This window comes from Bradyrhizobium sp. 482_C4_N1_8, assembly GCF_052075965.1.
GTDB classification, from domain to species: domain Bacteria; phylum Pseudomonadota; class Alphaproteobacteria; order Rhizobiales; family Xanthobacteraceae; genus Bradyrhizobium; species Bradyrhizobium barranii.
In genome coordinates this window covers 7,928,904-7,955,460 of record NZ_CP197231.1, presented here as the reverse complement: position 1 = coordinate 7,955,460, position 26,557 = coordinate 7,928,904, and the positions used below count along the sequence as shown (strand labels likewise).

The following is a 26,557-nucleotide window of genomic DNA, read 5'->3' as shown; positions in this document are numbered from 1 at the left end:
ATGACCCACCCTCAGGAAAGCTGATGCAAGGCCAAGATAACTCAGTTTGCGAAGCTAGGGCAAGCGAGGCACAAGAATGAGAGTAATTCCAAGTTGTGTTTCGGGGCCGCCGCCGCGTTCTTCGTCTCTCCCCGCACGCGGGGAGAGGCCGGAGTTTGCGAGAGCAAATTCCGGGTGAGGGGACTCTCCGCGAGCCCCTCTGCCACCTTCCTTGCGGAGACTCCCCCCTCGCCCCAGCCTCTCCCCGCAAGCGGGGCGAGGGAGTGATGCACTCTGCGTCCCTGACTTGAACCGTACCCCAGGAGATTCCGCCCGTGACGCCCATCATGATCGCTGCCCTTGGATTGCTGATGGTCGCCACCGCGTTCCTGTCGGGGCTGTTCGGCATGGCGGGCGGGTTGATCCTGATCGGCGTGCTGCTGGCGCTGATGCCGCTGCCGACCGCGATGGTGCTGCATGCGATCACGCAGATGGCCTCGAACGGCTGGCGCGCTTTCCTCTGGCGCGCGCATATCCGCTGGCGGCCGGTCGCGAACTACATGGTCGGCGCAGCCGTCGCGCTCGCGGCCTGGTCGCTCACCCGCTACGTGCCGGACAAGCCGATGGCGCTGCTGCTGCTCGGCGTCACCCCGTTCATGGCGCGGCTGCTGCCGTCGAACATCAAGCCGGATCCTGACCGTCTCTGGCAGGGCACCGTCTATGGCACGATCTGCATGGGCCTGATGCTGATGACCGGCGTGTCGGGCCCGTTGCTCGACACCTTCTTTCTCGGCGGCGATTTCGGCCGGCGTGAGAAGGTGGCGACCAAGGCGATGTGCCAGCTCGTCAGTCATTTCACCAAGCTCGTCTATTTCGGCGGCATCATCGACCAGGCCGCGAGCCTCGATCCCGTGCTCGCCGGCGTCGCGATTCTCGCCTCGATGCTCGGCACCACGCTGGCGCGGCGCATCCTCGAAGCCATGACCGACCAGCAATTCGTGGCCTGGTCGAACAAGCTGATCACCACCATCGCTTGCTACTATATGGCCTATGGCGGCTGGCTGCTGGTTCGCACGCCGGTGCTGGCGGCCTTCGACAAGGGAGGTTTGCAATGAGCGAGACGGCCGATCCGCTGGTGCTGGACTTCGTCGAATGGGTCGCGCGCGAGCCGCGCGCCTATGCCGAGGTGATCGCGACCTGGAAGACCTCGTGCCCGCGTCTCACCATCTGGGAAGACGCCGCCGAGCGCGGCTACGTCACCCGTGACACGCTGCCCGGTGTGGGGCTGATCATCGCGGTGACGACGGACGGCGAGAGGTTGCTGCGCACGAACGGGCGGTGACACACACCTCCGCCTCCACATCGTCATTGCGAGCGCAAGCGAAGCAATCCAGAATGGGAGACCCTCACCCTGAGGAGCGCGCATCTTGCGCGCGTCTCGAAGGGCGAGGCCGAGATCGGGCCTTCATCCTTCGAGACGCGCGTTCCGCGCTCCTCAGGATGAGGGTCTGGCAGGGAAGGCCTTTCATGTCGCTCAAGCTCTTCGAACTCGTCGGTACCGATGCTGCGCGCCCGTTCAGCCCATATTGCTGGCGCACGCGGATGGCGCTGGCGCACAAGGGCCTGTCGGCGGAATCGCTGCCCTGGCGCTTCACCGAGAAGGGCGCGATTTCGCCGCACGGCTCGGAGAAGGTCCCGGTGCTCCTGCATCATGACAAGCCCGTGATCGATTCCTGGGCGATCGCGAACTATCTCGAAGACAATTTTCCAGACCAGCCGTCGCTGTTCGGCGGCGAGGGCGGCCGCGCCATGGCGCGCATGCTCAATGCCTGGGGCGACATCGCCATCGTCGGCGGCCTCTCTCTGCTGATCGTCGCCGACATCCCGAAAAACCTCGGCCAGGTCGACGCCGCCTATTTCCGCCAGTCGCGTGAGGCGCGGTTCGGCAAGCCCCTGGAAGAGGTCCAGGCGAGCCGCGAGACCGGCGTCGTCGCGTTCCGCAAGTCGCTCGAAGTAATGCGGCAGACGTTCAAGACGCAGGCCTATCTCGGCGGCAGCGCGCCGAACTATGCCGACTATATCGTGTTCGGCGGTTTTCAATGGGCGCGTGTGGTGAGCCCGTTCAGGCTGCTGGAAGTGGATGATCCCGTCTATGCGTGGCGCGAAAAACTGCTCGACGCGTTCGACGGCATGGCGCGGAAGTCGCCGGGGCACGCGGTGTAGCTTCGTAGCCCGGATGGAGCGCAGCGAAATCCGGGATTGGTGCCCGCGGAAGGATTCCCGGATTACGCTTGCGCTCCATCCGGGCTACGCGCTTCTGCCGCCGCCTTCCTCAGACATTCCCGGCACAAACAATCCTCGCCCTTGACTGGCATCGGCAGCCGCGCCGTTTCCTCCGCGCACCAGCAGTTTCCCGAGAGATCGCAGCCGAACTCGGTGCCGCAACGGGAGCAGGCGAGGCGGCGCGGTTCCGGCAAGGGAAAATCGGAGGGAAATTCTTTCGGATTTGTCATGATTTGCCCAAACGCTGCGCCGTCATTTTCATGCCGGGTTCATCTCCCGCTACGGTATATTAGGCGCTGCGCTCAGACTCGGAAAGCGGTTGGCAACGCGCGAAGGACACATCGATGGCCCGCGATTCGCAAGCTGCCCTCGTCGCGCTCAACCGTTTCGGTTTCGGAGCGCGCGGCGGGGCGTCCGGCGATCTCGTCAACGCGGCGTCCGATCCGCGCGGCTTCGTGAAGGCGGAACTCGCCCGCCCCAACGGCGTGCTGCTGGAAGCGCCGGGGCTGCAATCGACGCCGCAACTCGGGCAGGCCGTGTTCGCCTATCAGGACCAGGTCAAGCAGGCGCGCGAGGCCGCGAAGGCCGCTGCGCCCGCCGAAGGGTCGCAGCAGGCACCGGCCGATCAGAAGCCGGGGCTGCGCCGCAATCTTTCGCTGAACGCGGCCGCGACCGAGATCGCCGGCCAGATGGCCGAGGCCAAGCCCGCCGACAATGCGGCGAAACCGGACGCCATGCAGCCCAGCGCTGCCGCACCCCCTGCCGCCAAGCCCGCGCCGCAGCCGCTCAACGTGATCCAGAAAACCTTTCGCGCCGAGGCGCTGGCGCGCTTGCAACGCGCGACGCTGGTCGAGTGCGGCTTCACCGAGCGGCTGGTGGTGTTCTGGTCCAACCATTTCTGCATCTCCGCGAGCAAGGGCGAGCTGGCGCGGATCTGGGCCGGCGCGTTCGAGCGCGAGGCGATCCGGCCGCATGTGCTCGGGCGCTTCGCCGACATGCTGAGGGCGGTCGAGCAGCATCCGGCGATGCTGTTCTTCCTCGACAACCAGCAATCGCTCGGGCCGGACTCGCGCGCCGGGCAAAACCGCAAGCGCGGGCTGAACGAAAATCTCGCGCGCGAGATCATGGAGCTGCATACGCTCGGCGTCGGCGGCGGCTACACGCAGGACGACGTCACCTCGCTCGCGCGCATCATCACCGGCTGGACCTTTGCCGGACGGCAGGGGCAGCTGGGAACGCCCGGCTCCTTCGCGTTCAACGCCAACGCGCACCAGCCCGGGCCGCAAATGCTGCTCGGCAAGACCTACGGGCCGACCGGCCTTGCGCAAGGCGAGGCCGCGCTCGCCGACATCTCGCGCCATCCCTCGACCGCCAATTTCATCGCCACCAAATTCGTCCGCCATTTCGTTGCCGACGATCCGCCGCCGGCGCTCGTTGCGCGATTGCGCGACGTCTTCGTCAAGACCGACGGTGATCTCAAGGCAATGGCTGTTGCGCTAGTCGATTCCGACGAGGCCTGGAAGGCGCCGCTGACGAAGATGCGCTCGCCTTACGACTTCGTGGTCGCGAGCGGACGGCTGCTCGCGCGCGTGCCGGAGGATCCCGGTGGCTATCTCAATAACCTGAACCTGCTCGGCCAGCCACTGTGGTCGCCGGCCGGGCCGAACGGTTTTCCGGATACCAGCGCGGCCTGGGCCGCACCCGAAGGCATCAAGCTCCGGCTCGACATCGCGGCACAGATGGGCGCGCGGCTCGGTAACAACATCGATCCGCTCGACCTGCTGGAGTTCGCGGCTGCGGATGCGGCCTCGATCGAGACGCGCAAAACCATCGAGCGCGCGGAGTCGCGGCAGCAGGCGCTGGCACTGCTGCTGATGTCGCCGGAAATGCAGAGGAGATGATGATGATCGACTGCGTCGAGAACCGGCTCCTCACCTCGCGCCGCGGCCTCCTGCTCGGCGGCGCGTCCTTCGCGGCCTGGGCCTATTTGCCGAAATTCGCCCGCGCGGCCGGCGGGCGCGATCCGCGCTTGATCGTGGTGATCCTGCGCGGCGCGCTCGACGGGCTCTCGACCGTCGCGCCGCTTGGCGATCCCGATTATGCCGGCCTTCACGGCTCGATCGCGCTTGCCGCCGACGGCGCGCATCCCGCGATCATGCTCGATACTTTTTTCGCGCTGCATCCGGCGATGCCGGAGTTCGCGCGCATGTATCGCGACATGCATGCCGCGGTGATCCATGCGGTGGCGACGCCCTATCGCGACCGCTCGCATTTCGATGGCCAGGACGTGCTCGAAAGCGGTTATGCCGGTCCCGGCCGCGTTCAATCGGGCTGGCTCAATCGCGCGCTCGAAGCGCTGCCGCGCGGCGAGCGTGTGTCGAGTGGGCTCGCGGTCGGTCCGACCACGCCGCTGGTCTTGCGCGGCAATGCGCCGACCGTCGGCTGGGCGCCGGTGGCGCTGCCGCAAGCCGACGACGACACCGCCATGCGCCTCGTCGATCTCTACCGTCACCGCGATCCCGCGCTGGCCTCCGCGCTGTCGCAGGGCCTCCAGTTGGAGAAGGCAGCGAGCGGCGACGACATGAAGCCGAAACCCGGCAACCAGGTTGCGCAGATGCGCCAGGTCGCGCGCGGCGCCGCAAAGCTGATGGCGGCCGATGACGGCCCGCGCATCGCCGCGCTCGCCTTCGACGGCTGGGATACGCATGCCAATGAAGGCGGTCCGGTCGGGCGTCTGGCCTTCCTGCTCGGCGGCCTCGATGGCGCGCTCGCCGAGTTCGAAAGCGGCCTTGGCGAGCGCTGGCGCGACACCGCAATCGTCGTCGCCACCGAGTTCGGCCGCACCGCGCGCATCAACGGCACCGACGGCACCGATCACGGCACGGGAACGATCGCGCTGCTCGCCGGCGGCGCGGTGAAAGGCGGCCGCGTCATCTCCGACTGGCCCGGTCTCAAGCTCGCGAACTTGTATGAGGGACGCGACCTCAAGCCCACCACGGACTTGCGCTCCGTGATCAAGGGAGTGCTGCAGGGACAGTTCGGCCTGTCCGATCGCGTGCTGGCTGAAACCGTATTCCCGGACAGCGCCGCAGCGCGGCCGATGAAGGGATTGGTGGCGTAATAACAGCCACCGTCATTCCGGGCCCGTGTCTTGCGGTGCGTCCCGGAATGACGACATGATGAGCCGAGCATCAGGAGATCACCCGCATGTACATCGCCATGAACCGCTTCCGCGTCGCCAAGGGCTCTGAAGCCGCTTTCGAACAGGTCTGGCTCTCGCGCGACACGTTTCTCGACGGGGTGCCGGGCTTCGTCGAATTCCATCTGCTGCGCGGTCCCGAGCTCGAGGACCACACGCTCTATGCCTCGCACACCATCTGGGCGAACCATGCCGCGTTCGAGGCGTGGACCAAGTCGGAGGCGTTTCGCGCGGCGCATCAGCGCGCTGGCGATAACAAGCCGCTCTATCTCGGCCATCCCCAGTTCGAGGGCTTTGAGGTGATGCAGACGGTGGGACGCGGCGCGAAGTAACGCGCCGCGCTTTAAACATCAGCCCTGGGTGATCTTGTCGATCTCCGCCATCTCATCGGCGCTGAGCTTCCACGCGATCGCCTTGACGTTCTGCTCGATCTGCTCGACGCGGGTGGCGCCCGCGATGACGCTCGAGACCTGCGGGCGGCCGGCGAGCCAGGAGAAGGCGAGCTCGAGCATCGAGTGACCGCGCGCTTGCGCAAAGGCCTGCAGCTTCTCGACGATCGCCTCGTTGCGCGGGGTGACATAGCGGTCGCGCAGTCGCGGAGTTTGGCCAAAGCGGGTGTCGCCGGGTGCAGACTCACCCTTTTTGTATTTGCCGGTCAGAAGTCCGCTTGCGAGCGGGAAGAACGGCAACAGGCCGAGCTTGTATTCCGTTGCTGCCGGCAGCAGGTCCTTCTCGATGTCGCGCACGACCAGGGAATATTCGTCCTGGCAGGAGACGAAGCGGCTGACATTCATCGCGCGCGCGACATACTCCGCTTCCGCAATCCGCCACGCCGGAAAGTTGGAGTTGCCGATGTAGCGGACCTTGCCATGGCGGACGAGATCGTCGAGCGCGCGAAGACTCTCCTCGATCGGCGTCAGCGGGTCGTAATCGTGCTGCTGGTAGAGATCGATGTAATCGGTCTTCAGCCGCTTCAGGCTCGCGTCCACGGCCGCCATGATGTAGCGGCGCGAGGCGCCCTGCTTGGTTCCGTCCTCCGCCATCGGCTTGGAGTATTTCGTCGCCAGCACGATGTCCTTGCGGCGATCGCCCAGCACGGCGCCGAGCACATTTTCCGAGCCGCCCATGGCCGAATAGATGTCGGCAGTGTCGAACAGCGTGATGCCGAGATCGAGCGCGCGGTGGATCACCTTGCGCGAGGCCTCGAGGTCGATGCGCTGGCCGAAATTGTTGCAGCCGAGCCCGACCGCGGACACGCGGAGGCCGGAGGCGCCGAGATTACGAATTTCCATGGGAGGTCCTGTCAGGAGAAAGCGGGCCATTGTGGCCGCGCTGCCCGCTAGCGGCAAGGCGTCGCCTTGCGTTGCTGCCATGCTGCCGGGAACTGAAGGCAAAAAAATGCGGCCCCTGTCAGACGCGGCGACTGACGGGGACCGCTTTGGGGCGCTTGATCGGTGACGGGGGGCCTGATCAGACGCAGGTGCAACGTAGTCCCGCTATGTTACGCGCGGGTGACAGGCAGAGTTATCCACAGGGACTCCGCGGCTGCCGCGATCAGAAGATCTTGCGATAGACGATGAAGCCGGAGCGCTCGGCGACCTTGTCGTACAGGCTCTGCGCCGTGACGTTGGTCTCGTGCGTCTGCCAGTAGACCCGCGGGGACCCCGCGAGCTTTGCGCGCTCGTAGACGCCGTAGATCAGCGCTGAGGCGACGCCCTTGCCGCGCGAGGCCTCCAGCGTGAACAGGTCCTGCAGATAGCAGGACGGTTCGATCGCCGTGGTGCTGCGGTGAAACAGATAGTTCGTCATGCCGAGCAGCTTGCCGTCGCTCTCGGCGACCAGCCCATGCACCGGCTCATAGCCATCGAAGAAGCGCTGCCACGTCATCCGCGTGATTTCGGGCGCCAGCGCGGTCGGGCCGGAGCGGCCGTAGAAAGCGTTATAGCCATCCCACAACGGCAGCCATTGATCGTAGTCCTGTTTCGTGACGGAGCGAATGGTGAGCGACATGTGGGTTTCCGCGATCTCGGAGGACGCAAGACGATGAAGCGTCCTTCATACGTGATGATCGCACTGCCGATCAATCGCGCCGTCGCATCACTCCGCGACGCGCAAGTACCGCATCAGCCTGCGGCCCGCGGGATCGCGCAGCGAGCGGTAGTACTCGGCGCGCGCGGGCGGGTCGGTGTGGCGTACGAGGTCGGTCACGGGCGTGTAGCTCAGCATGCGCCCGCCATCGGGCAGGACGGCGCAGACGAAGCGCAGCACCTCGCCATTGCGCAAGGCGATGTTGATCGGCCTGGCATCGCCGATCCGCACCATTTGCATCCGCTGCGCGATGAAGGTGCCAAGCTCATCCTCGGGCAGCTCGAACGCGCCGGTGTCGCGGCCGTGATACATCAGCGCAATGAAGGGCGGCTTGCCGTCGGCCACTTCGTCCGGCAGCGCAAAATAGTCGCGAAATGCGCGGTTGATGAATTCGGCACGCGTTTCGGCGTCGAGCAGCACGATGCCGATATCGACCTGGTCGAGCGCGGCCGACAGCCGCGCGGCGGTGGCGTGGCTCTGGCGCTCGGCGGCGAATGTGCCGAGCAGCCGCTCGCGCATCAGGCCGGTGATTGCGGCGGTGCCGGCAGTCGTCACGGCGAGGAGGCCGAGCCGGACCAGATCCGCCGTCGCATAGCCCGGCAGGGCTCGATGGGCCAGAAAGAACAACGCCGCGCCGATCACGGCGACGGCAGCGCTGGTCATGGCGGAAGCGAGACCCGATAGCGAGCCGGCGAGCGCCACGATGCAGACGAACAGGGGGGCAGGCGAGGGAACGTGGATATAGCGATCGAGCAGGATCGCCAGCAGCGCAATTGCCGCTGTCAGCGCCGGACCGGAGATCGCACGCCATCCAAACCGCATGGGCCAGTCTCGCTCCTCCCGAACGAGGTAAGGCCGCAACACTGGCCGATCGTTGCGCCCATGCGATGCGATTTCATGCGGTGCGCTTAAGGAGCACTTGCCGGCAAGGGCAAAGCTTTCGCATGATTTTAGGCCAAATGCGCGTGCCTGAGGCGCTGCTGCTGCGCCGGCGCATTCAGCGTCGACGTCCCGGAGCTCTTGCGCACCCCGGTGAAAATCAACAGCGATGCCGCGACCAGGATGGCCGCAGTCAGGGTGATTGCAACGACTACCACAGGCGATTTCATCGGTGTCCTGTCGCGATGCCGGTCGGCGCGGGCCGCGTGGCACCTTGAAGGCGGGTCCGGGATGAAACGGGGATCAGACCGGCAGGCCCATCGCCATGGTCGCCTTGGTCGACAGCACCGTCAGGGTGACGATCAGGCACAGCGAGAGCGCGGCGACGGCGAGCGAGGCCACGACCGCGTTGGTCAGCCGGGAAGACGAAACGGTAACGGTTTGGCCCCGAAAGCCTGCCGTGCCGGACGCCCGAATCATGGTCTAAATCCTTCAACGTGCGAGCGAATCACCCGCGACTCGAACAATTTCCCCGTTTCAACCGGCAATATTGGGGCGGCCATAGCGTCGAAAATGGCGAGAATGCGGCATAGGCTGCCCTTATGCCCGCTATTCCCGGGGCCAGCGCGCCGTCAGGCGCCCGCCGCGATGCTGGCGGGGTCGTCGACGTCGGCCGGCCGCCAGTCCATCGCCACGAAGCCGGGTGCAGCTTCCACGCGCTTCAGCCAGTCCCGGATCGCCGGGAAGGTCGAGAGGTCGAAGTCGCAGCGCTCGGCGAGGTGGGTGTAGCCGTAGAGCGCGATGTCGGCGACCGTGAGCTGGCGGGCGGCGAAATAGGCGTTGGTCTTGAGGTGGTTTTCCATCACCTGGAGCGCGCCATAGCCGCGCTCCATCCAGTCTTCCAGGGAGTGGGTCTGGAGATCGCGGCCGCCCTTGACCAGCGACAGCCAGAAATAGGCGGCGCCGATGTTCGGCTCGAGCGCGTGCTGCTCGAAGAACATCCATTGCAGCGCCTCGGCGCGGTCAATGCGGTTCTCGGGCGCAAGCGGCGTGCCGACCGCGACGTACCAGAGGATGGCGTTGGACTCGGCGAGATAGCGGTCGTCGCCGACCTCGAGCAGCGGCACCTGGCCCGACGGGTTCTTGGTCAGAAAGTCCGGCGTGCGACTCTCGCCGCGCAGAATGTCCACTTCGACTGCTTCGTAAGGCACGTTCAACAGGGCCAGCGCAAGGCGGACCTTGTAGCTGTTGCCGGAGCGTTGCATCGAATAGAGCTTGTACATTCTGGGAGTTCGTTCCGAAAACGGGAAGGCGCGGTACTCGTTGCCCAGTACCGCGGCCAAACAATGATGCCGTTGCGAATCCGCCGCAAGACCCGCGCCATAGAAAAACTCGAAAACCCTACCGCACTGCAATGCCGCGGAAGATCATTTTCGCGCGACGCTACAAATCAGATCACGCTTGCGTCAGCGCGCGGACGCATCGCGGCCGCACGTTCGTGCAGGACGATTGAACGGTCGTGATCGCCTCGGCTGCTGACGGGTCCAAGTCTTTCAAAGCAAGTCGCTCAAAGGTTGTCTCAAGTGTCCTCTCGAGCGTCAGACTGCCGTCAGCTTCATGGCGGCGCGCAACGCGCCAAATTGCTCCGAGGACAGGCCTTGCCGGATATGAGGGATTCCGGCGGCAAAGTTACGGAAAATTGCGGGAAAACGCGCCTAGAAGCGCTCCAGATCCGTAAACTTTTTCGAGATCGGGCCGAAGTTTCTTGCGGCGCAGCGGCACACGTTTTAGGGTGGCTCATTCCCACAATCGGAGTCGTGAGGCCAAAGGGTTCACGACGCTTGTCAGGAGATGACGATGTCCTTCCTTGCCGCTGCGCTCGACCGTGTGAAGCCGTCCGCGACCATCGCGGTCACGGATAAAGCACGTGCGCTGAAAGCGGCGGGCCGCAACGTCATCGGCCTCGGTGCCGGCGAGCCCGACTTCGACACGCCCGCCAACATCAAGCTGGCTGCGATCCATGCCATCGAAGCCGGCAAGACCAAGTACACCGCCGTCGACGGCATTCCCGAGCTGAAGGAAGCCATCATCGGCAAGTTTCAGCGCGAGAACGGCGTGGCCTACAAGCCGAACCAGATCATCGTCGGCACCGGCGGCAAGCAGGTGCTCTACAACGCGCTGATGGCGACCATCAATCCGGGCGACGAGGTGATCATCCCCGCGCCGTACTGGGTCAGCTATCCCGAGATGGTGGCGCTCGCCGGCGGCGAGCCGGTGCCGGTGGTCTGCACCGCCGCGACCGGCTTCAAGCTCCAGGCCGAGGCGCTCGAGCGTGCGATTACGCCGAAGACCAAATGGGTGATCCTGTGCTCGCCGTCGAACCCGACCGGCGCGGCCTACACCAGGACCGAGCTGAAGGCGCTCACCGACGTGCTGGTCAGGCATCCGCATGTGTGGGTGATGACCGACGACATGTACGAGCACCTCGTCTATGATGACTTCCAGTTCACCACGGTCGCGCAGGTCGAGCCGAAACTCTACGACCGCACGCTCACCGTGAACGGCGTGTCGAAGGCCTATTGCATGACCGGCTGGCGCATCGGCTACGCCGGCGGTCCGGCGCAGCTGATCAAGGCGATGTCGACGATCCAGTCGCAGTCGACCTCGAACCCGTCGTCGATCGCACAATGGGCCGCGGTCGAAGCGCTGAACGGTCCGCAGGACTTCATCCCCGCCAACAACAAGGTGTTCAAGGAGCGCCGCGACCTCGTGGTCTCCATGCTCAACCAGGCCAAGGGCATCGAGTGCCCGCGTCCCGAAGGTGCGTTCTACGTCTATCCCTCCTGCGCCGGCACCATCGGCAAGACCGCGCCGTCGGGCAAGGTGATCGACAATGACGAGACCTTCGTGACCGAGTTGCTCGAGACCGAAGGCGTCGCCGTGGTGCAGGGCTCGGCCTTCGGCCTCGGCCCGGCGTTCCGCATCTCCTACGCGACCAAGACCTCGGACCTCGAAGACGCCTGCAAGCGCATCCAGCGCTTCTGCGGTAATCTCCGCTGAGCCCGTCGCAAATACCTATCGAAAAGGCCCGCCTCCGGCGGGCCTTTTTATTGTTTGCACGCTTATCGTCACGCGTGATCTGGCACCACCACGGCTCTTGTGGCATAGACCATCGCGCAACACGGGTGGGGCGCTCTCTCTGCTCGCATCACATTCATCGCCGGAGATATTCATGCGCCGTTCGTTCATCCTCGCCGGGCTCGCCGCGGCCAGCCTCGTTGCCTCCGTCGCAAACAGCGGCGCTCAGCAGCAGCGGATGGTCCGGGTCGGCGTGCTCGAATGCCGCGGCGGCGCCAGCGTTGGCTTCATCGTGGGATCGGTGACCAATCTCGGTTGCGTCCTGCGTGCCGACGGTTTGCCGGAAGATCGCTACGTCGCGACCATTCGTAAAGTGGGCCTCGACATCGGCATCACCCAGGAGACCACACTTGCCTGGGGCGTGTTCGCGCCGGTCGATCGGCTCGGCCCCGGCGATCTCTCGGGCAATTATGCCGGCGCGCAGGGCAGCGCCTCGGTCGGCGTCGGTATCGGTGGCAACGCGCTGATCGGCGGCTCCAACAATTCGATCGCGCTCCAGCCGCTCAGCGTACAGGGCCAGGTCGGCCTCAACGTCGCCGCCGGCCTCGAGAGTCTGGAACTCCGTCCGGGTCGTTGACAATTTCGCGTGTGCAGATCGCGTCGGTCCGACGCGATCTCGGCAACGACGCACCGCAGCGATTTTTGATGCTTGCCAAATCTCGGGGACGGGCAGAGCATCGGCGTTTGCCGACCCAATCATGGGCCGAGCTCCACACCAAGGAGGCGGCGAATGGGACAAGACGTCAGAAGTCCCCGAGGTCCACGGTGCATCGCACTGGTGGGCCCATTCCAAAGCGGTAAAACCACACTTCTCGAAGCAATACTGGCGCGAACGGGCGCAATACCCCGCGTCGGCAGCGTCGACGCCGGAACATCCGTCGGCGACGCCTCCCCGGAGGCCCGTCATCACAAGATGACCGTCGGCCTGACTGCCGCCACCACGAGTTTCATGGGCGACAGCTACACCTTCCTCGATTGTCCCGGTTCCGTTGAGTTCGCCCACGACATGCGTGCAGCGCTTCCCGCTGTCGACGCCGCGGTCGTGGTCTGCGAGGCCGACGAGAAGAAGCTGCCGCAGCTTCAGATCATCCTGCGCGAGCTGGAGGAACTGAAGATCCCGCGTTTCCTGTTCCTCAACAAGATCGACCGCGCCAACAAGCGCATCCGCGAGACGCTGGCGACACTCCAGCCCGCCTCGCGCGTACCGCTGGTGCTGCGCCAGATCCCGATCTGGAAGGGCGAGCTGATCGAGGGCTTCGTCGATCTCGCGCTGGAACGTGCGTTCATCTACCGCGAGCACAAGGCCTCCGAGGTGGTCGCGCTCGAAGGCGGAGATCTCGATCGCGAGAAGGAGGCCCGCTTCTCGATGCTGGAGAAGCTCGCCGATCACGACGACGCGCTGATGGAGCAATTGCTCGAGGACATCCAGCCCCCGCGCGATGCGGTGTTCGACGATCTCGCGCGCGAATTGCGCGAGGGGCAGATCTGCCCCGTGCTGCTGGGTGCCGCCGCGCGCGAAAACGGCGTGCTGCGCCTGATGAAGGCCCTGCGCCACGAGGCGCCCGGCATCGAGGAAACTGCAAAGCGTCTCGGTGTGCCTGCCAGCAAGGAGGCGCTCGGCTACGTCTTCAAGACGCTGCATTCGCAGCACGGCGGAAAGCTGTCGCTGACGCGATTGCTCGCCGGCCATCTCGACGACGGAGCCACGCTGCAATCCGCCTCCGGCGGGAGCGGCCGCATCTCCGGCATCCTCGCCGTCAACGGCGCCTACGATACCAAGCGTGCCGCGGCCGAAGCCGGCGACACGGTTGCGCTCGCCAAGGTCGACCCGATCAAGACCGGCGACACGGTCTCGAGCGGCAAGTCCCCGCCGGCTGCGCTGTTCGCCCCGGAGCCGACGCCGCCGGTGCTCGCGATCTCGGTCGCCGCCACCGACCGCAAGGACGACGTCAAGCTCGGCCAGGCCCTTGCTCGGCTGCACGAGGAGGATCCTTCGCTCGGCGTCGTGATGAACGCCCAGACCCACGACACCGTGCTGTGGGGCCAGGGCGAGATGCATCTGCGCGTGGCGAGCGAGCGGCTGCGCGACCGCTTCGGCGTCAAGATCACCTCGCATCCACCCGCGATCGGCTACCAGGAGACCATCCGCAAGCCGATCGTCCAGCGCGGCCGCCACAAGAAGCAATCCGGCGGCCACGGGCAGTTCGGCGATGTCGTGCTCGACATCAAGCCGCTGCCGCGCGGCGAGGGCTTCAAGTTCACCGAGAAAGTGGTCGGCGGCGCGGTGCCGCGCAATTATATCGGCGCGGTGGAAGAGGGCGTTGTCGACGGACTGACGCGCGGCCCGCTCGGTTTCCCCGTCACCGATCTGCAGGTGACGCTGACCGACGGCTCCTATCACAGCGTCGACTCCTCCGACCTCGCCTTCCGCACGGCGGCGCGGGTCGGACTCAACGAAGGCCTGCCGCAATGCCAGTCGGTGCTGTTGGAGCCGATCCACGTGGTCGAGATCGTCTGCCCGACCGACGCCACCGCCAAGATCAACGCGATCCTGTCGGCGCGGCGCGGCCAGATCCTCGGCTTCGACACCCGTGACGGCTGGAGCGGATGGGACTGCGTCCGCGCCATGATGCCGGAAGCGGAGATCGGCGAACTCATCGTCGAGCTGCGTTCGGCCACGGCCGGAGCCGGCAGCTTCACCCGTCAGTTCGACCACATGGCCGAGGTGACCGGCCGCGCCGCCGACCAGATCATCGCCGCGCATCAGCACGCGGCGTGATGTAAGGGAAGCACGGCTCTCTCACTCCCTCTCCCCGTTCTTTACGGGGGGAGGCTGAGGTGAGGGGCTGTTTCCGCGCCCACGGTGTTTCGTTTGGCCGAACCCGCGCCCAACCTCCGTCATTGCGAGCGCAGCGAAGCAATCCAGACTGGCTGCGGAGGCGGTCTGGATTGCTTCGTCGCAAGAGTTCCTCGCAATGGCGGAGGCGGCAGGACGGGCACCCCTTGCGCCCGCCCTACAATGATGTATTTTACATCATTGTACATGCTCCAGATATCACTTATAAACTCTGATACGTGAGGCCACGGTGATCACGTCGTTCCAGATGCGGGCAGCCCGCGCGCTGCTTGGCATTGACCAGAAAGCCTTGGCCGAGCTCGCCGGCGTTTCGCTGCCGACCATCCAGCGGATGGAGGCCAGCACCGGCAATGTGCGCGGCGTGGTCGAGACCTTGATCAAGGTGGTCGAGGCGTTCGACCGAGCCGGCGTCGAGCTGATCGGCGAGCAGGCCCGCAGCGACAGCGGCGGGCGGGGCGTTCGCCTGAAGGAGCCGGGGCCGCCGCGCCGCGTGGGAGCATGATCGCATTGATCGTGCTCGGGATGAGCTAGCGCATCGTCGCACGCGCGCGCTGCACGATGCACCGGAGCATTGTGGGCAGCGGAGCACTCTGCGGACATGAGCATCACAGGCGAACACGCAGGCAAGCTGCATCAGCTGCGTCGACCGACCTTTGCCGAACTCTATCTCCCCAAGCTCGTCACCGTCTGGCGCGAAGGCTACGGCCTCGCGGATCTCCGCGCCGATGTGTTCGCGGGCCTGACGGTTGCCATCGTCGCGCTGCCGCTGTCGATGGCGATCGCAATCGCCTCGGGCGTGACGCCGGACCGCGGGCTCTACACCGCTGTCGTCGGTGGCTTCATCGTGTCGCTGCTCGGCGGCAGTCGCTTCCAGATCGGCGGGCCCGCCGGCGCCTTCATCGTGCTGGTCGCGGTGACCGCGGAGCGGCACGGCGTCGACGGCGTCATCCTCGCCACCCTGATGGCGGGCATGGTCCTGATCGCCGCGGGCCTGTTGCGGATCGGCACCTACATCAAGTTCATTCCCTACCCCGTCACGGTCGGCTTCACCGCGGGCATCGCCGTGATCATCTTCGCCAGCCAGCTCCGCGATCTCGGCGGGATCACGCTGGCTGGGAAAGAGCCCAGCGAATTCGTGCCGAAACTCGTTGCGCTAGCCGCAGGCCTGCACACCATCAATCCCTCCGCCGTCGCGGTCGCGATCGTCAGCATTGCCGTCATCGCCGGCCTGCGGCGCTGGCGGCCGTCCTGGCCCGGCATCCTGATCGCGGTCGTGCTCGCGGCGGTCGCGACTGCCGTGCTGTCGCTGCCGGTCGAAACCATCGGCAGCCGGTTCGGCGGCATTCCGCGCGAATTGCCGTCGCCGGCGCTGCCGGCGTTCTCGCTTGCGAAGGCGACGGCCGTGCTGCCGGATGCGATCTCTTTCGCGCTGCTCGCCGCGATCGAATCGCTGCTGTCGGCGGTGGTGGCCGACGGCATGACCGGTCGCCGTCACCGCTCCAATTGCGAGCTGGTGGCGCAAGGCGCGGCCAATATCGGCTCGGCGCTGTTCGGCGGCATCTGCGTCACCGGACTGATCGCGCGCACCGCCACCAACATCCGCGCCGGCGGACGCGGGCCGCTCGCGGGCATGCTGCATTCGGTCTTCCTGCTGCTGTTCATGCTGATCGCAGCGCCGCTCGCGAGCTACATCCCGCTGGCCGCGCTGGCCGCCGTGCTCGTCGTCGTCGCCTGGACCATGGCGGAGAAGCACGAATTCGCGACGCTCTTGCGCTCATCCTGGGGCGATGCCGTCGTGCTGCTTGCGACCTTCCTGCTCACCATCTTCCGCGACCTGACCGAAGGCATCCTGGTCGGCTTCGCGCTGGGCGCGGTGCTGTTCATCCACCGCATGGCGGAGATGACGGGCATCGAGGAGCGCTCCCCGCTGGTGGCCGCCGATCGTCCCGATGACGGCAATGGCGAGCGCGTGCCTTACGATCCCGCGCTCGCCATCGATCGCGACGTGCTGGTCTATCGCATCACCGGTGCGTTCTTCTTCGGTGCCGCCTCGGCAATCGGAAACGTGCTCGACGGCATCGCCGACCAGCGCAAGGGTCTTGTGGTCGATTTCGCCGCGGTGCCGTTCCTGGATTCGACGGCCGCCAACGTGCTCGGTCGCGTCGCCGTCAAGGCGCACCGCCACGGCATCCGGCTGTTCATCACGGGGGCGTCGCCCGCGGTTCGCCGCGCGCTGCTCACCCACGGCGTGACGCCGCCGCGTGCGCGCTATCGCGCGACGATCGCGCGTGCCGTCGCTGACATCAAGGGCGGCGCGGCGCGGCCCGTGGCCGATGACGCGGCCGCGACCTGACGGCAGCGCACTTCTCAAGCCGGCCGATTTGATCGACACTGCCGCGTCACGGCGGTGGTGCAGGGAATGCTGGATTCGCGTCGCAATATTGCGCTGGCCTGCGCGCTCAGCATGCTGGCGGGCTATGTCGACGGCATCGGCTTCTTGCATCTCGGCGGCCTGTTCGTCTCGTTCATGAGCGGCAACTCCACGCGTCTCGGCGTCAGCCTTGCCGAAGCGCAGTGGTGGCAGGCCGCCAGCGCCCTCGGCCTGATCGCGCTGTTCGTGGCCGGAGCTGCGGCCGGCAGCCTCGTCGTGCTCGGCGGCGGGGCCGAGCGGCAGCCCTGGCTGCTCCTCATTGAAACCGGGCTGCTTGCGGGTGCCGGACTTTGCCATGCCTACGGCCTGTCGAACCTCGCGATCGCGGCCATCGTGCTCGCGATGGGCCTGGAGAACGCCGTGTTCCAGATCGATGGCGGCGCGGGCCTTGGCCTCACCTATGTCACGGGCGCGCTGGTCAAGGTCGGCCAGTTCCTCGCGGTGAGCCTCACCGGCGGGCCGCGCTGGAATTGGGCGCCGAACCTGCTGTTGTGGGCGGCGCTCGTTGCGGGGGCGGCGGGCGGGGCGCTCGGCTATGCCCGGATCAACCTCGCCGCGATCTGGTTCGCCGCTGCCGCGGCGCTGGCATTGGCTGCGATCGTGGCTGCGGCGATGCGGCGGTCGCGCGCTTGACAGAGCCGGCGGGACGCGAAATGGATCGCCTCGAACACGACCCGAGGGAAAGATGACCGCGCTCAGGACTCCCGCAGCCTGTTTGATCGGATGGCCGGCCGCGCATTCGCGCTCGCCGCTGATCCATCGTTACTGGCTGCGCACGCTCGGGATCGAGGGTGGTTACGTCATCGAGGCGGTCCCGCCCGAGGATCTGCGCGACTTCGTGCTGCGGCTGTCGCTGCGCGGCTTCGTCGGCGCCAACGTCACCATCCCGCACAAGGAAGACGTGCTGGCGCTGTCCACGCCCGATGCGCGTGCCAGGGCCGTCGGCGCTGCGAACACGCTGTGGTTTGCCGACGGCGAGCTGCGCTCGACCAATACCGATGTCGAAGGCTTCATCGGCAATCTCGATGCCGGAGCGGCCGGTTGGGACAGCGCGGAAGAGGCATTGGTGCTCGGGGCCGGCGGTTCCTCGCGCGCGGTCGTGTTCGGCCTGCTCGAACGCGGCATCAAGCGCATCCATCTCGCCAATCGCACCATCGCGCGCGCCGAGACGCTGGCAAGACAGTTCGGGCCGAACGTGCATCCGATTCCCTGGGACGGCATCAACGACGTGCTGCCGCGCGCAAGACTTCTCGTCAACACGACCTCGCTCGGCATGCACGGCCAGCCTTCACTCGATGTCGACGTGGCGCGCCTGCCGGATGGGGCGGTCGTCGCCGACCTCGTCTATGTTCCCCTGGTGACGCCGCTGCTGGCGGCTGCGAAAGCGCGCGGCCTGAACACCGCCGACGGCCTCGGCATGCTCCTGCATCAGGCGGTGCGCGGCTTCGAGCTGTGGTTCGGGCAAAGGCCTGCTGTCACGGCCGAGCTGCGCGCGCTGGTCGAGGCCGATCTCACAAAGACTTGAAAGGATAACGGCGAATAGCACCCCACCTCCGGAGTTCTATCCCCGTGGGGACAATCCGGAGACCGTCATGCCTGTTCAACGTGCAACTTTCACACGTCCGCTCATCGCCGTCGCGATGGTGGCCGCTTCCACCCTCTATGCCGTCGCGCAGAGGGCGCCGGTGCCGACGCGCGTTCGCGGCACGATCGAGAGCGTCAATGGCGACACCATGCAGGTCAAGTCGCGCAGCGGCGAGGACGTCAAGCTTCGCATCGCCCCTGACGTGAACGTGTCGGGCGTTACCAAAATTTCACTCGCCGACATCAAGGTCGGCTCCTTCGTCGGCGCCACCACGGTGCCGGGTCCGGACGGCGGCCAGAACGCGGTCGAGGTCCACGTGTTTCCGGAGAGCATGCGCGGCACCGGCGAGGGCTCGCGGCCCTATGACCTCAAGCCGAACTCCACCATGACCAACGCCACGGTGTCGGAGAGCGTGGTCGGCAATGACGGCCATACGCTGCTGGTGAAGTACAAGGACGGCGAGAAGAAGGTGTTCGTCGCCGACAACACGCCGGTCGTGACCTTCGTGCCCGGCGACAAATCCGAGCTGAAGGCCGGCGCAAAAGTCGTCGCCTTCATGAAGCAGCTGCCGGACGGCTCGTTCGAAACCAACCGCGTCAGTGTCGGCCTCGACGGCCTGACACCACCGATGTGATGGAGAATCGCAACATGTCGAAATCAAGCTGGATGCCGCGCCTGTTCGTAGCCGCGTTCGTCGTCACTTCCATGTTCTCCGCCTCGGCGCAGCAGTCGCCGACGGTCCGCATCCGCGGCACCATCGAGAGCGTCGACGGCAACACGCTCGGCATCAAGACGCGCGAAGGCAGCGACGTGAAGGTGCGCATGACCGACAACGTCGCGGTCTTTGCCGTGGTCAAGACGTCGCTCGCGGAGATCAAGGAAGGCTCCTATATCGGCGTCACCGGCATGCCCCAGCCCGACGGCACGCAGAAGGCGATCGCGGTGCACATCTTCCCGGAAAACCAGCGCGGCGCGGCCGAAGGTTTTCGTCCCTGGGATGCGCGCGCGAACTCGACCATGACGAACGCGACCGTGGCGCAGACGGTGGAAGGCACCGACGGCCAGAACATCACCGTCAAGTACAAGGACGGCGAGAAGAAAGTGGTGGTGCCGCCGGATACGCCGATCGTCACCTTCGTCGCCAGCGACAAATCCGAGATCAAGCCCGGCGCCAAGCTGATCATCTTCGGCGCGGCGAAGAAGGAGGACGGCTCGCTGGAAGCCAACCGGGTGAACGTCGGTCGCGACGGGATTACGCCGCCGATGTGAGGGACTAGCGCTGAACTCGTAGGGTGGGCAAAGGCGCACTTGCGCCGTGCCCACCACGCTCCTGTGTTTCGCGAAAGTTGGTGGGCACGCTTCGCTTTGCCCACCCTACGGTGCTGCCGCTACGCCTCACACCGCAATGATGTGATCGTCGATCTCGTCGATCCTGTTGACGCCGCACAGGCCCATGGTCGTGAGCAGCTCCTTCTGGATGATGTCGATCGCCTTGGCGACGCCGGCCTGGCCGCCGGCACCGAGGCCATGGGCGTAGGCGCGGCCGATCATGCAGGACTTTGCGCCGAGCGCGAGCGCGCGCATCACGTCCTGGCCGGAGCGGACACCGCCGTCGAACATGATCTCCATCTGCGAGCCGACCGCGTCGACGATCTCCGGCAGTGCCTCGATCGAGGACGGCGCGCCGTCGAGCTGACGGCCGCCATGGTTGGAGACGACCAGCGCCTGGGCGCCGGTCTTCGCAGCGAGCTCGGCGTCCTCGACGTCGAGGATGCCCTTCAGGATCAGCTTGCCCGGCCAGATGCTGCGGATCCACTCGATGTCGTTCCAGTTCAGCGAGGTGTCGAACTGCGAGTTGATCCAGGTCGACAGCGACGTGATGTCGTCGCTGACCTTCAGATGACCGGCGAGATTGCCGAAGGTGCGGCGCTTGCCCTGCAGCACGCCCGACACCCAGGCCGGCTTGGTGGCGAAATCGATCAGCTTCGACAGCGACCATTCCGGCGGCACCGTCATGCCGTTCTTGATGTCCTGGTGGCGCTGGCCGATCACCTGGAGATCGACGGTCAGCACGAGCGCGCTGCATTTCGCCGCCATCGCGCGCTGGATCAATTCCTTGATGAAGCCGCGGTCCTTCATCACGTAGAGCTGGAACCAGAACGGCTTCTCGACATTGGCGGCGATGTCCTCGATCGAGCAGATCGACATCGTCGACTGCGTGAACGGGATGCCGGCGGCCTGCGCGGCGCGACAGGCGTGAATCTCGCCGTCGCCATGCTGCATGCCCAGGAGGCCGACGGGCGCCAATATCAACGGCATGGTCGACGACTCGCCGAGGATCATGGTCGAGGTGTCGCGCCTGGAGACGTCGACCAGGACGCGCTGGCGGAACTTGATCGCCTGCATGTCCTCGCGGTTGGCGCGCAGCGTTTCCTCGGCATAGGAGCCGCGGTCGCAATAGTCGAAGAACGCCTTCGGCACGCGGCGCTGATGCAGCGTGCGAAGATCGTCGATACAGGTGATGTGCTTCATGAACGTTTCCCCGGCCCGTCTTGCATCAGAAGTCTTGCTTCAGAAGTCTTGCATCGGAAGATCGAGGGGTCATCTAGCATGGTTGGATGCACAGCCAAATCGTTTGGGAGGAGGGCGCCATGAGCAAACCGCGCGGCCAGCCGACACCGGAAGAGATCAAGGAGAAGCAGGATCTCGACGACGCGCTGGAGGAGGGTCTGGAAGAGACCTTCCCGGGGTCCGATCCCGTCAACGTCACCCAGCCGGCGCCGAGCCGCCAGGACGGCCATGTGAAGCGCTCCGACTAGGGGCGGGTTCCGCTCCGTTCCGCCCTGTCGGCCGGAAATATAGTGCTAACAATAAGTTACCGGGGCGCCTTGGGCCCGGTCCCGTAATGATTAATCACATTTTTTGAAGCCAAGTTGGCCGCGAAGGCATTATAACGTCTCAGCAAATCAGGGATGCGGGTCCCTTTCGGGCATCCCGTAGTTGTAGAGGGGTCCCTGGTTGTTGCGTGGGGGACGATATGAGCCGCAAATATTTCGGGACGGACGGGATCCGGGGCCGCGCCAACGGACTGATCACGCCGGAGCTCGCGCTCAAGGTCGGCCAGGCCGCAGGCCTTGCGTTTCAGCGTGGTGACCATCGCCACCGGGTCGTGATCGGCAAGGACACGCGTCTGTCCGGCTACATGATCGAATATGCGATGGTCGCGGGTTTTACCTCGGTCGGCATGGACGTGCTGCTGGTCGGCCCGATGCCGACGCCGGCGGTGGCGATGCTGACCAAGTCGATGCGCGCCGATCTCGGCGTGATGATCTCGGCCTCGCACAATCTGTTCGAGGACAACGGCATCAAGCTGTTCGGCCCGCAGGGCTTCAAGCTCTCCGACGACGTCGAGAAGCAGATCGAGCAGCTGCTCGACGAATCCCTCGACAAGCGGCTCGCTCAGAGCGCGAGCCTCGGCCGCGCCCGCCGTATCGACGGCGTGCATGACCGCTACATCGAATTCGCCAAGCGCACGCTGCCGCGCGATCTCTCGCTCGACGGCCTGCGCGTCGTGGTCGATTGCGCCAACGGCGCCGCTTACAGGGTGGTGCCGGAAGCGCTGTGGGAATTGGGCGCCGACGTCGTGCCGATCGGCGTCGAGCCCGACGGTTTCAACATCAACAAGGAATGCGGCTCGACCTCGCCGGAAACGCTGTCGAAGAAGGTGCGCGAGATGCGCGCCGACATCGGCATCGCGCTCGATGGCGACGCCGATCGCGTCATCCTGGTCGACGAGCGCGGCCACACCGTCGACGGCGACCAGCTGCTCGCGGTGATCGCGCAGAGCTGGAAGGAAGACGGCCGGCTGTCGCGGCCGGGCATCGTCGCCACCGTGATGTCCAATCTCGGCCTCGAACGCTTCCTCAAGGGGCAGGGGCTCGATCTCGTGCGCACGCCGGTCGGCGACCGCTACGTGCTCGAGCAGATGCTGAAAGGCGGCTACAATCTCGGCGGCGAGCAGTCCGGCCACATCATCCTGTCCGACTATGCCACCACCGGCGACGGCTTCGTTGCGGCGCTGCAGGTGCTGGCCGTGGTGCAGAAGCTGCGCCGGCCGGTGTCGGAGGTCTGCCACCGTTTCGACCCGCTGCCGCAGATCCTGAAGAACGTCCGCTACAAGAGCGGCAAGCCGCTCGAGGATTCCGACGTCAAATCCGCGATCTCCGACGGCGAGAAGCGGCTCAACGGCCACGGCCGCCTTCTGATCCGCTCGTCCGGCACCGAGCCCGTGATCCGCGTCATGGGCGAGGGCGAGGACCGCCTGCTGGTCGAGGACGTCGTCGACACCATCGTCTCCGCGCTCGGACAGGCGGCGGCCTGAGGCGCATCGCTACGCGAAGCACGATCGTAGCCCGGATGGAGCGCAGCGAAATCCGGGGATCGCGCTCGCGGACATAGACGTCCCGGATTACGCTTCGCTCCATCCGGGCTACGAAATCCCGGACCCTCATGGTGAGGAGCCCGCCAACGGCGGGCGTCTCGAACCAAGCAGGGCGTGTCGCCTCGCGGTGAATCCGGCACGTGCATTCCAGCCATCGACGATTGGCGGTGGATCGGCCGCAGCCGGCATCGTAGTTAGGCGGTGCGGCAATCTGCCGTGCCCGCCAGGATGCTCCATTGAACAAGCCTGTCGTCGTCTCCGAGGAAACGCTGACCGAACCGGTCGTCGTCAGCGACGTGGCGCCCGCCGCACGGGCTGCCGCAGGACCGGCCTATGTCGTGCTCGCCGGCATCAGCTTCTCGCACTTCCTCAACGACACCATGCAGTCGCTGATCGCCTCGGTGTATCCGATCCTGAAGGACACCTACGCGCTCGACTTCGCGCAGATCGGCATGATCACGCTGGCCTTCCAGTTCACGGCCTCGCTGCTCCAGCCGGTGGTCGGGCACTACACCGACAAGAAGGCGCAGCCCTATTCGCTGTCGATCGGCATGGCCTCGACCTTCTTCGGCCTGCTGCTGCTCAGCGCCGCGCACCAATATCTCGTCATCCTGATTGCTGCCGCGCTGGTCGGCCTCGGCTCGGCGGTGTTTCATCCTGAATCCGCGCGCATCGCGCGGCTCGCCTCCGGCGGTCGCTACGGTTTTGCGCAATCGGTGTTCCAGCTCGGCGGCAGCTTCGGCACGTCGATGGGGCCGGTGCTGGCGGCGTTGATCGTGGTGCCGTTCGGGCAGGGCAGCATCGCATGGTTCTCCTCGATCGCGTTCCTCGCGATCCTCATCCTCTGGCGCATCGGCCGCTGGTATGAGCCGCAGATCAAGGCGAAGAAGACGGCGACGGTTCAGGCCCATCCCGACGCGCCGAGCTCGCGCCGCGTCGCGGTCGCGCTTGCCGTGCTGGTGGCGCTCTTGTTCTCGAAGCAGCTCTACGTCTCGAGCCTGTCGAGCTACTACATCTTCTATCTGATCGACCGCTTCGGCGTGTCGACGCAGGCGGCGCAGATCTATCTTTTCATCTTCCTTGCCGCGAATGCGGTCGGCGCGTTCTTCGGCGGTCCGCTGGGCGATCGCTTCGGCCGCAAGATCGTGATCTGGATCTCGATCCTCGGTGCGCTGCCGTTCACGCTGGCGCTGCCCTATGCCGGGCTCTATGCGAGCGCGGTGCTGTCGGTGATCATCGGCTTGATCATCTCCTCGACGACGTCGTCGATCATCGTGTTCGCGCAGGAACTGGTGCCGCACCGCTTCGGCATGATCTCGGGCGTGTTCTTCGGCGTTGCCTTCGGCATCGGCGGTCTGGGTGCCGCCGTGCTCGGCAAGCTCGCCGATCATACCTCGATCGAGTTCGTCTACCAGGTTTGTGCCTGGCTGCCGGCGATCGGCCTGCTTGCGGTGTTCCTGCCCAAGCTGCCGCGGCACCTGCGTTAACAAATCCTGCTTCGCTGCGTTGCGGCTTCATCAATCGTTAGCAATTGGTGCGTCGGGGCGCCGCATTTTTGCAACGCTTCTGCCGCATGCGCGCGAGTGGTGAGAAAAAATCAACCTTAAAAATTAGGGTTAAGTGGCGCTTAAACATTTGGTGCCATCGTCTTCCCGTGAGTTTCCAGAACGTGGGGCGTCAGCATTTTGCCTCACCGGCCATAAGGACGAAGCCAAATGCGTAGCGTTAAGTCTCTCCTTGCCGCAGGTGCGGCGACCCTCATCTCTTCGATGGCGTTCGCCGCCGATATGCCGATCGCCGCTCCGCCTCCCATGTACGCGCCGCCGGCTCCGCCCGCCGACTTCGGCGGCTGGTATCTCCGCGGCGACATCGGCATGACCAACCAGAGCGCCAAGCGGATCGACAGCGCGACCGCGCAGACGTTCCCGACGACCACGGTGGGACTCGGCTTCGACTCCTCGCCGCTGTTCGACCTCGGCGTCGGCTATCGCTTCAACAACTGGTTCCGCGCCGACGTGATCGGCCAGTATCGCGGCAGGGCCAATCTGCACGGTGCGGACAACGTCATCGCACCCGGCTTCGTCGGGTCCGACAGCTACTCCGGTAGCAAGTCGGAGTGGGTCGTCATGGCGAATGCCTATGTCGATCTCGGCACCTGGTGGTGTATCACCCCGTTCGTCGGTGCTGGTGTCGGCGGCTCCTACAACAAGCTCAGTGGATTCCGTGACGACGGCATTCAGATCGCTGGCGGCGTGCCGTCCAGCAGCGCAACCTACTTTGCCGACAACGGTAAGTGGAATTTCGCCTGGGCCGCCCACGCCGGTCTTGCCTACAAGGTCAGCCCCGGCTTCACCGTCGAACTCGCCTACAGCTACATGGATCTCGGCGACGCCAATCCCGGCAACTTCCGCGCCTACGACAATAGCATCTCGGGTCCGTCGACGATCAAGATCAAGGATATCACTTCGCATGACGTGAAACTCGGCGTGCGTTGGGATCTGAGCAGCCCGCCGACCTACATGCCGCCGCTCGTCACCAAAGGCTGATCGTCAGTTCCATCGCTTAACGTCTCTTAACGGCGCGGGATCATCCCGCGCCGTTTTGCTTTGCATTTTTTTTCATGGCGAGCGGCGACGAAAACGTCAGGCGCAACCATTGGTTAAGGTTAACGAGCCATGATCACGAGTGAAAGTTCGAGTTCGATGGAGCGTTGCAATGCGTAGGCTGATGTTGGCAGCGGCGATGTTGGGGACGGTGTCTGCCGCGCAAGCGGCCGACATGCCGGATCTGCCCATCCTGCGCGGCGGCTTCACCGACGGCCTGTCGAAGACGACGCGCAACTGGGACGGCGTCTATGCCGGCGGCAGCTTCGGCTACTCCTCGGCATCGACCGATTTCAGCCAGAGCGTCGTCGGCCTGACCAATTTCATCTTCCGCGACAGCGTGCTGCAAGGGCCGACGTCGTCGTGGTCGCTCCTCAACAAGACCACGACGCAAGGCGCAAATTTCGGCGGCTTCGTCGGCCGCAACTGGCAATGGTACGATGCCGTTCTCGGCCTCGAGGGCACCTACACCTATTTCAACAAGATTTCCTCGCAGTCGTCCGGCTCCAATTCGCTCGATATCGTCAACCCGCCTGGTGACGTCCAGCCCACCGGCGTGACCAACCACTATCTCACGACATTGACCGGCACCGCCGCAGCGACCGTCAAGGACATGGTCACGCTCCGCGGGCGCGTGGGTTGGGACGGTGGCGATTTCATGCCTTACGCGTTCGCCGGCGCGGCCGTCGGCCGCATGGACGTCTCCCGCACCGTGACGAGCGATGTGAAGCTGCGTCAGGATGCGACCGTGCAGGACGCATTCGGTAACGTCATCACCATCATCGGAACGCCGCACCAGGTTTTGGCGCAGTCGCAGACGCAGACCCAGCACAGGACCAACAATTTCGTGGTCGGCTGGACCGCCGGTCTCGGACTGGAATACTGCCTGTGGGAAGGATTGTTCGCACGGGTGGAATATGAATACGTGAAGTTCTCTCCCGTCATGAACACGTCGGTGACGCTGAACAATGCGCGCGTCGGGCTCGGTTACAAGTTCTGACGCTGCTTCGCCGCGCCGCGGTTGACAGGTTCCCTCCGTCCTGATGCTCTGTCGCTCCAAAACGGGGCGACGGC

At 65.4% G+C, this 26,557-nt stretch carries 28 protein-coding genes; 20 read left to right on the top strand and 8 right to left on the bottom strand.

Going from position 1 to position 26,557, the window contains the following annotated elements; genetic code table 11:
• The first annotated feature begins 314 nt into the window (after positions 1 to 314).
• The 3 genes from AB7Z56_RS37690 (at position 315) to AB7Z56_RS37680 (ending at position 2,202) form a co-directional block, all read left to right on the top strand.
• Positions 315 to 1,094 carry a sulfite exporter TauE/SafE family protein gene (locus tag AB7Z56_RS37690; protein WP_063985541.1) on the top strand — a complete coding sequence of 260 codons (780 nt, stop codon included), beginning with the start codon at positions 315 to 317 and terminating at the stop codon, positions 1,092 to 1,094.
• Positions 1,091 to 1,321 (top strand): hypothetical protein, encoded by a 231-nt coding sequence (locus AB7Z56_RS37685; protein WP_063985540.1) that lies wholly within the window; start codon positions 1,091 to 1,093, stop codon positions 1,319 to 1,321. The genes AB7Z56_RS37690 and AB7Z56_RS37685 overlap by 4 nt, the downstream gene beginning before the upstream one ends.
• Before the next feature lie 185 nt (positions 1,322 to 1,506).
• Positions 1,507 to 2,202: a glutathione S-transferase family protein gene (locus AB7Z56_RS37680; RefSeq protein ID WP_063985539.1), complete on the top strand. Its 696-nt coding sequence runs from the start codon at positions 1,507 to 1,509 to the stop codon at positions 2,200 to 2,202.
• Between the two features lie 62 nt (positions 2,203 to 2,264).
• On the opposite strand, the gene AB7Z56_RS37675 is transcribed toward AB7Z56_RS37680, so the two are convergent.
• The gene (locus tag AB7Z56_RS37675) at positions 2,265 to 2,492 is read right to left on the bottom strand and encodes a cysteine-rich CWC family protein (protein WP_084795306.1); all 228 of its coding nucleotides are present in this window, start codon (positions 2,490 to 2,492) and stop codon (positions 2,265 to 2,267) included.
• Positions 2,493 to 2,606: 114 nt separating this feature from the next.
• On the opposite strand from AB7Z56_RS37675, the gene AB7Z56_RS37670 reads away from it, so the two are divergent.
• The 3 genes from AB7Z56_RS37670 (at position 2,607) to AB7Z56_RS37660 (ending at position 5,793) form a co-directional block, all read left to right on the top strand.
• On the top strand, positions 2,607 to 4,163 hold the full coding sequence (locus AB7Z56_RS37670; protein ID WP_063985538.1) for a DUF1800 domain-containing protein: 1,557 nt from the start codon (positions 2,607 to 2,609) through the stop codon (positions 4,161 to 4,163).
• Between the two features lie 2 nt (positions 4,164 to 4,165).
• Positions 4,166 to 5,383 (top strand): DUF1501 domain-containing protein, encoded by a 1,218-nt coding sequence (locus tag AB7Z56_RS37665; RefSeq protein ID WP_063986693.1) that lies wholly within the window; start codon positions 4,166 to 4,168, stop codon positions 5,381 to 5,383.
• 86 nt (positions 5,384 to 5,469) lie between these two features.
• Positions 5,470 to 5,793, top strand: coding sequence for an antibiotic biosynthesis monooxygenase family protein (locus tag AB7Z56_RS37660; RefSeq protein WP_028151824.1), 324 nt, complete (start codon positions 5,470 to 5,472; stop codon positions 5,791 to 5,793).
• A gap of 18 nt (positions 5,794 to 5,811) precedes the next feature.
• Here the strand turns inward: AB7Z56_RS37660 and AB7Z56_RS37655 are convergent, their stop codons facing one another.
• The 6 genes from AB7Z56_RS37655 to AB7Z56_RS37630 form a co-directional block, all read right to left on the bottom strand.
• Positions 5,812 to 6,753 carry an aldo/keto reductase gene (locus tag AB7Z56_RS37655; RefSeq protein ID WP_063985537.1) on the bottom strand — a complete coding sequence of 314 codons (942 nt, stop codon included), beginning with the start codon at positions 6,751 to 6,753 and terminating at the stop codon, positions 5,812 to 5,814.
• 262 nt (positions 6,754 to 7,015) lie between these two features.
• On the bottom strand, positions 7,016 to 7,471 hold the full coding sequence (locus tag AB7Z56_RS37650) for a GNAT family N-acetyltransferase (protein WP_014492036.1): 456 nt from the start codon (positions 7,469 to 7,471) through the stop codon (positions 7,016 to 7,018).
• Between the two features lie 87 nt (positions 7,472 to 7,558).
• A complete protein-coding gene (locus AB7Z56_RS37645) occupies positions 7,559 to 8,371 on the bottom strand; it encodes a PAS-domain containing protein (RefSeq protein ID WP_063985536.1) in 813 nt (270 codons plus the stop codon).
• A gap of 128 nt (positions 8,372 to 8,499) precedes the next feature.
• Positions 8,500 to 8,646 carry a hypothetical protein gene (locus AB7Z56_RS37640; RefSeq protein ID WP_162137015.1) on the bottom strand — a complete coding sequence of 49 codons (147 nt, stop codon included), beginning with the start codon at positions 8,644 to 8,646 and terminating at the stop codon, positions 8,500 to 8,502.
• Between the two features lie 85 nt (positions 8,647 to 8,731).
• Positions 8,732 to 8,908, bottom strand: a complete 177-nt coding sequence (locus AB7Z56_RS37635) for a hypothetical protein (RefSeq protein WP_187387820.1) — start codon at positions 8,906 to 8,908, stop codon at positions 8,732 to 8,734.
• A 152-nt stretch (positions 8,909 to 9,060) separates the two neighbouring features.
• Positions 9,061 to 9,711 (bottom strand): glutathione S-transferase family protein, encoded by a 651-nt coding sequence (locus tag AB7Z56_RS37630; RefSeq protein ID WP_063985535.1) that lies wholly within the window; start codon positions 9,709 to 9,711, stop codon positions 9,061 to 9,063.
• Between the two features lie 574 nt (positions 9,712 to 10,285).
• On the opposite strand from AB7Z56_RS37630, the gene AB7Z56_RS37625 reads away from it, so the two are divergent.
• The 9 genes from AB7Z56_RS37625 to AB7Z56_RS37585 all read left to right on the top strand — a co-directional run bounded on the left by AB7Z56_RS37625 (position 10,286) and on the right by AB7Z56_RS37585 (position 19,708).
• A complete protein-coding gene (locus tag AB7Z56_RS37625; RefSeq protein WP_039157959.1) occupies positions 10,286 to 11,488 on the top strand; it encodes a pyridoxal phosphate-dependent aminotransferase in 1,203 nt (400 codons plus the stop codon).
• Between the two features lie 172 nt (positions 11,489 to 11,660).
• Positions 11,661 to 12,143, top strand: a complete 483-nt coding sequence (locus AB7Z56_RS37620) for a DUF992 domain-containing protein (RefSeq protein WP_063985534.1) — start codon at positions 11,661 to 11,663, stop codon at positions 12,141 to 12,143.
• Between the two features lie 153 nt (positions 12,144 to 12,296).
• On the top strand, positions 12,297 to 14,345 hold the full coding sequence (locus tag AB7Z56_RS37615) for an elongation factor G (RefSeq protein WP_063985533.1): 2,049 nt from the start codon (positions 12,297 to 12,299) through the stop codon (positions 14,343 to 14,345).
• Between the two features lie 307 nt (positions 14,346 to 14,652).
• The gene (locus AB7Z56_RS37610; RefSeq protein WP_014492044.1) at positions 14,653 to 14,925 is read left to right on the top strand and encodes a helix-turn-helix domain-containing protein; all 273 of its coding nucleotides are present in this window, start codon (positions 14,653 to 14,655) and stop codon (positions 14,923 to 14,925) included.
• Positions 14,926 to 15,021: 96 nt separating this feature from the next.
• Positions 15,022 to 16,776 carry a SulP family inorganic anion transporter gene (locus AB7Z56_RS37605; RefSeq protein ID WP_063985532.1) on the top strand — a complete coding sequence of 585 codons (1,755 nt, stop codon included), beginning with the start codon at positions 15,022 to 15,024 and terminating at the stop codon, positions 16,774 to 16,776.
• A 66-nt stretch (positions 16,777 to 16,842) separates the two neighbouring features.
• On the top strand, positions 16,843 to 17,487 hold the full coding sequence (locus AB7Z56_RS37600; protein ID WP_063985531.1) for a YoaK family protein: 645 nt from the start codon (positions 16,843 to 16,845) through the stop codon (positions 17,485 to 17,487).
• Positions 17,488 to 17,539: 52 nt separating this feature from the next.
• Complete coding sequence (locus tag AB7Z56_RS37595; protein WP_063985530.1) at positions 17,540 to 18,379, top strand: shikimate dehydrogenase; 840 nt, start codon at positions 17,540 to 17,542, stop codon at positions 18,377 to 18,379.
• Between the two features lie 67 nt (positions 18,380 to 18,446).
• On the top strand, positions 18,447 to 19,073 hold the full coding sequence (locus AB7Z56_RS37590; protein WP_028151813.1) for a hypothetical protein: 627 nt from the start codon (positions 18,447 to 18,449) through the stop codon (positions 19,071 to 19,073).
• Positions 19,074 to 19,087: 14 nt separating this feature from the next.
• Positions 19,088 to 19,708 (top strand): hypothetical protein, encoded by a 621-nt coding sequence (locus tag AB7Z56_RS37585; protein ID WP_063986692.1) that lies wholly within the window; start codon positions 19,088 to 19,090, stop codon positions 19,706 to 19,708.
• Between the two features lie 126 nt (positions 19,709 to 19,834).
• On the opposite strand, the gene AB7Z56_RS37580 is transcribed toward AB7Z56_RS37585, so the two are convergent.
• Positions 19,835 to 20,971, bottom strand: a complete 1,137-nt coding sequence (locus AB7Z56_RS37580) for an alpha-hydroxy acid oxidase (protein WP_014492050.1) — start codon at positions 20,969 to 20,971, stop codon at positions 19,835 to 19,837.
• Between the two features lie 119 nt (positions 20,972 to 21,090).
• Between AB7Z56_RS37580 and AB7Z56_RS37575 the strand changes: the two genes are divergently transcribed.
• From AB7Z56_RS37575 to AB7Z56_RS37555, 5 genes are all read left to right on the top strand, one after another.
• Positions 21,091 to 21,258 (top strand): hypothetical protein, encoded by a 168-nt coding sequence (locus tag AB7Z56_RS37575; RefSeq protein WP_166103414.1) that lies wholly within the window; start codon positions 21,091 to 21,093, stop codon positions 21,256 to 21,258.
• 218 nt (positions 21,259 to 21,476) lie between these two features.
• Positions 21,477 to 22,820 carry a phosphoglucosamine mutase gene (gene glmM / locus AB7Z56_RS37570; protein ID WP_063985528.1) on the top strand — a complete coding sequence of 448 codons (1,344 nt, stop codon included), beginning with the start codon at positions 21,477 to 21,479 and terminating at the stop codon, positions 22,818 to 22,820.
• Between the two features lie 296 nt (positions 22,821 to 23,116).
• On the top strand, positions 23,117 to 24,367 hold the full coding sequence (locus AB7Z56_RS37565; RefSeq protein ID WP_063985527.1) for an MFS transporter: 1,251 nt from the start codon (positions 23,117 to 23,119) through the stop codon (positions 24,365 to 24,367).
• A gap of 228 nt (positions 24,368 to 24,595) precedes the next feature.
• Entirely contained in the window at positions 24,596 to 25,426 is an 831-nt protein-coding gene (locus AB7Z56_RS37560; RefSeq protein WP_063985526.1) for an outer membrane protein, read from the top strand.
• Between the two features lie 169 nt (positions 25,427 to 25,595).
• On the top strand, positions 25,596 to 26,483 hold the full coding sequence (locus AB7Z56_RS37555) for an outer membrane protein (RefSeq protein ID WP_063985525.1): 888 nt from the start codon (positions 25,596 to 25,598) through the stop codon (positions 26,481 to 26,483).
• The last annotated feature ends 74 nt before the right edge of the window (positions 26,484 to 26,557 follow it).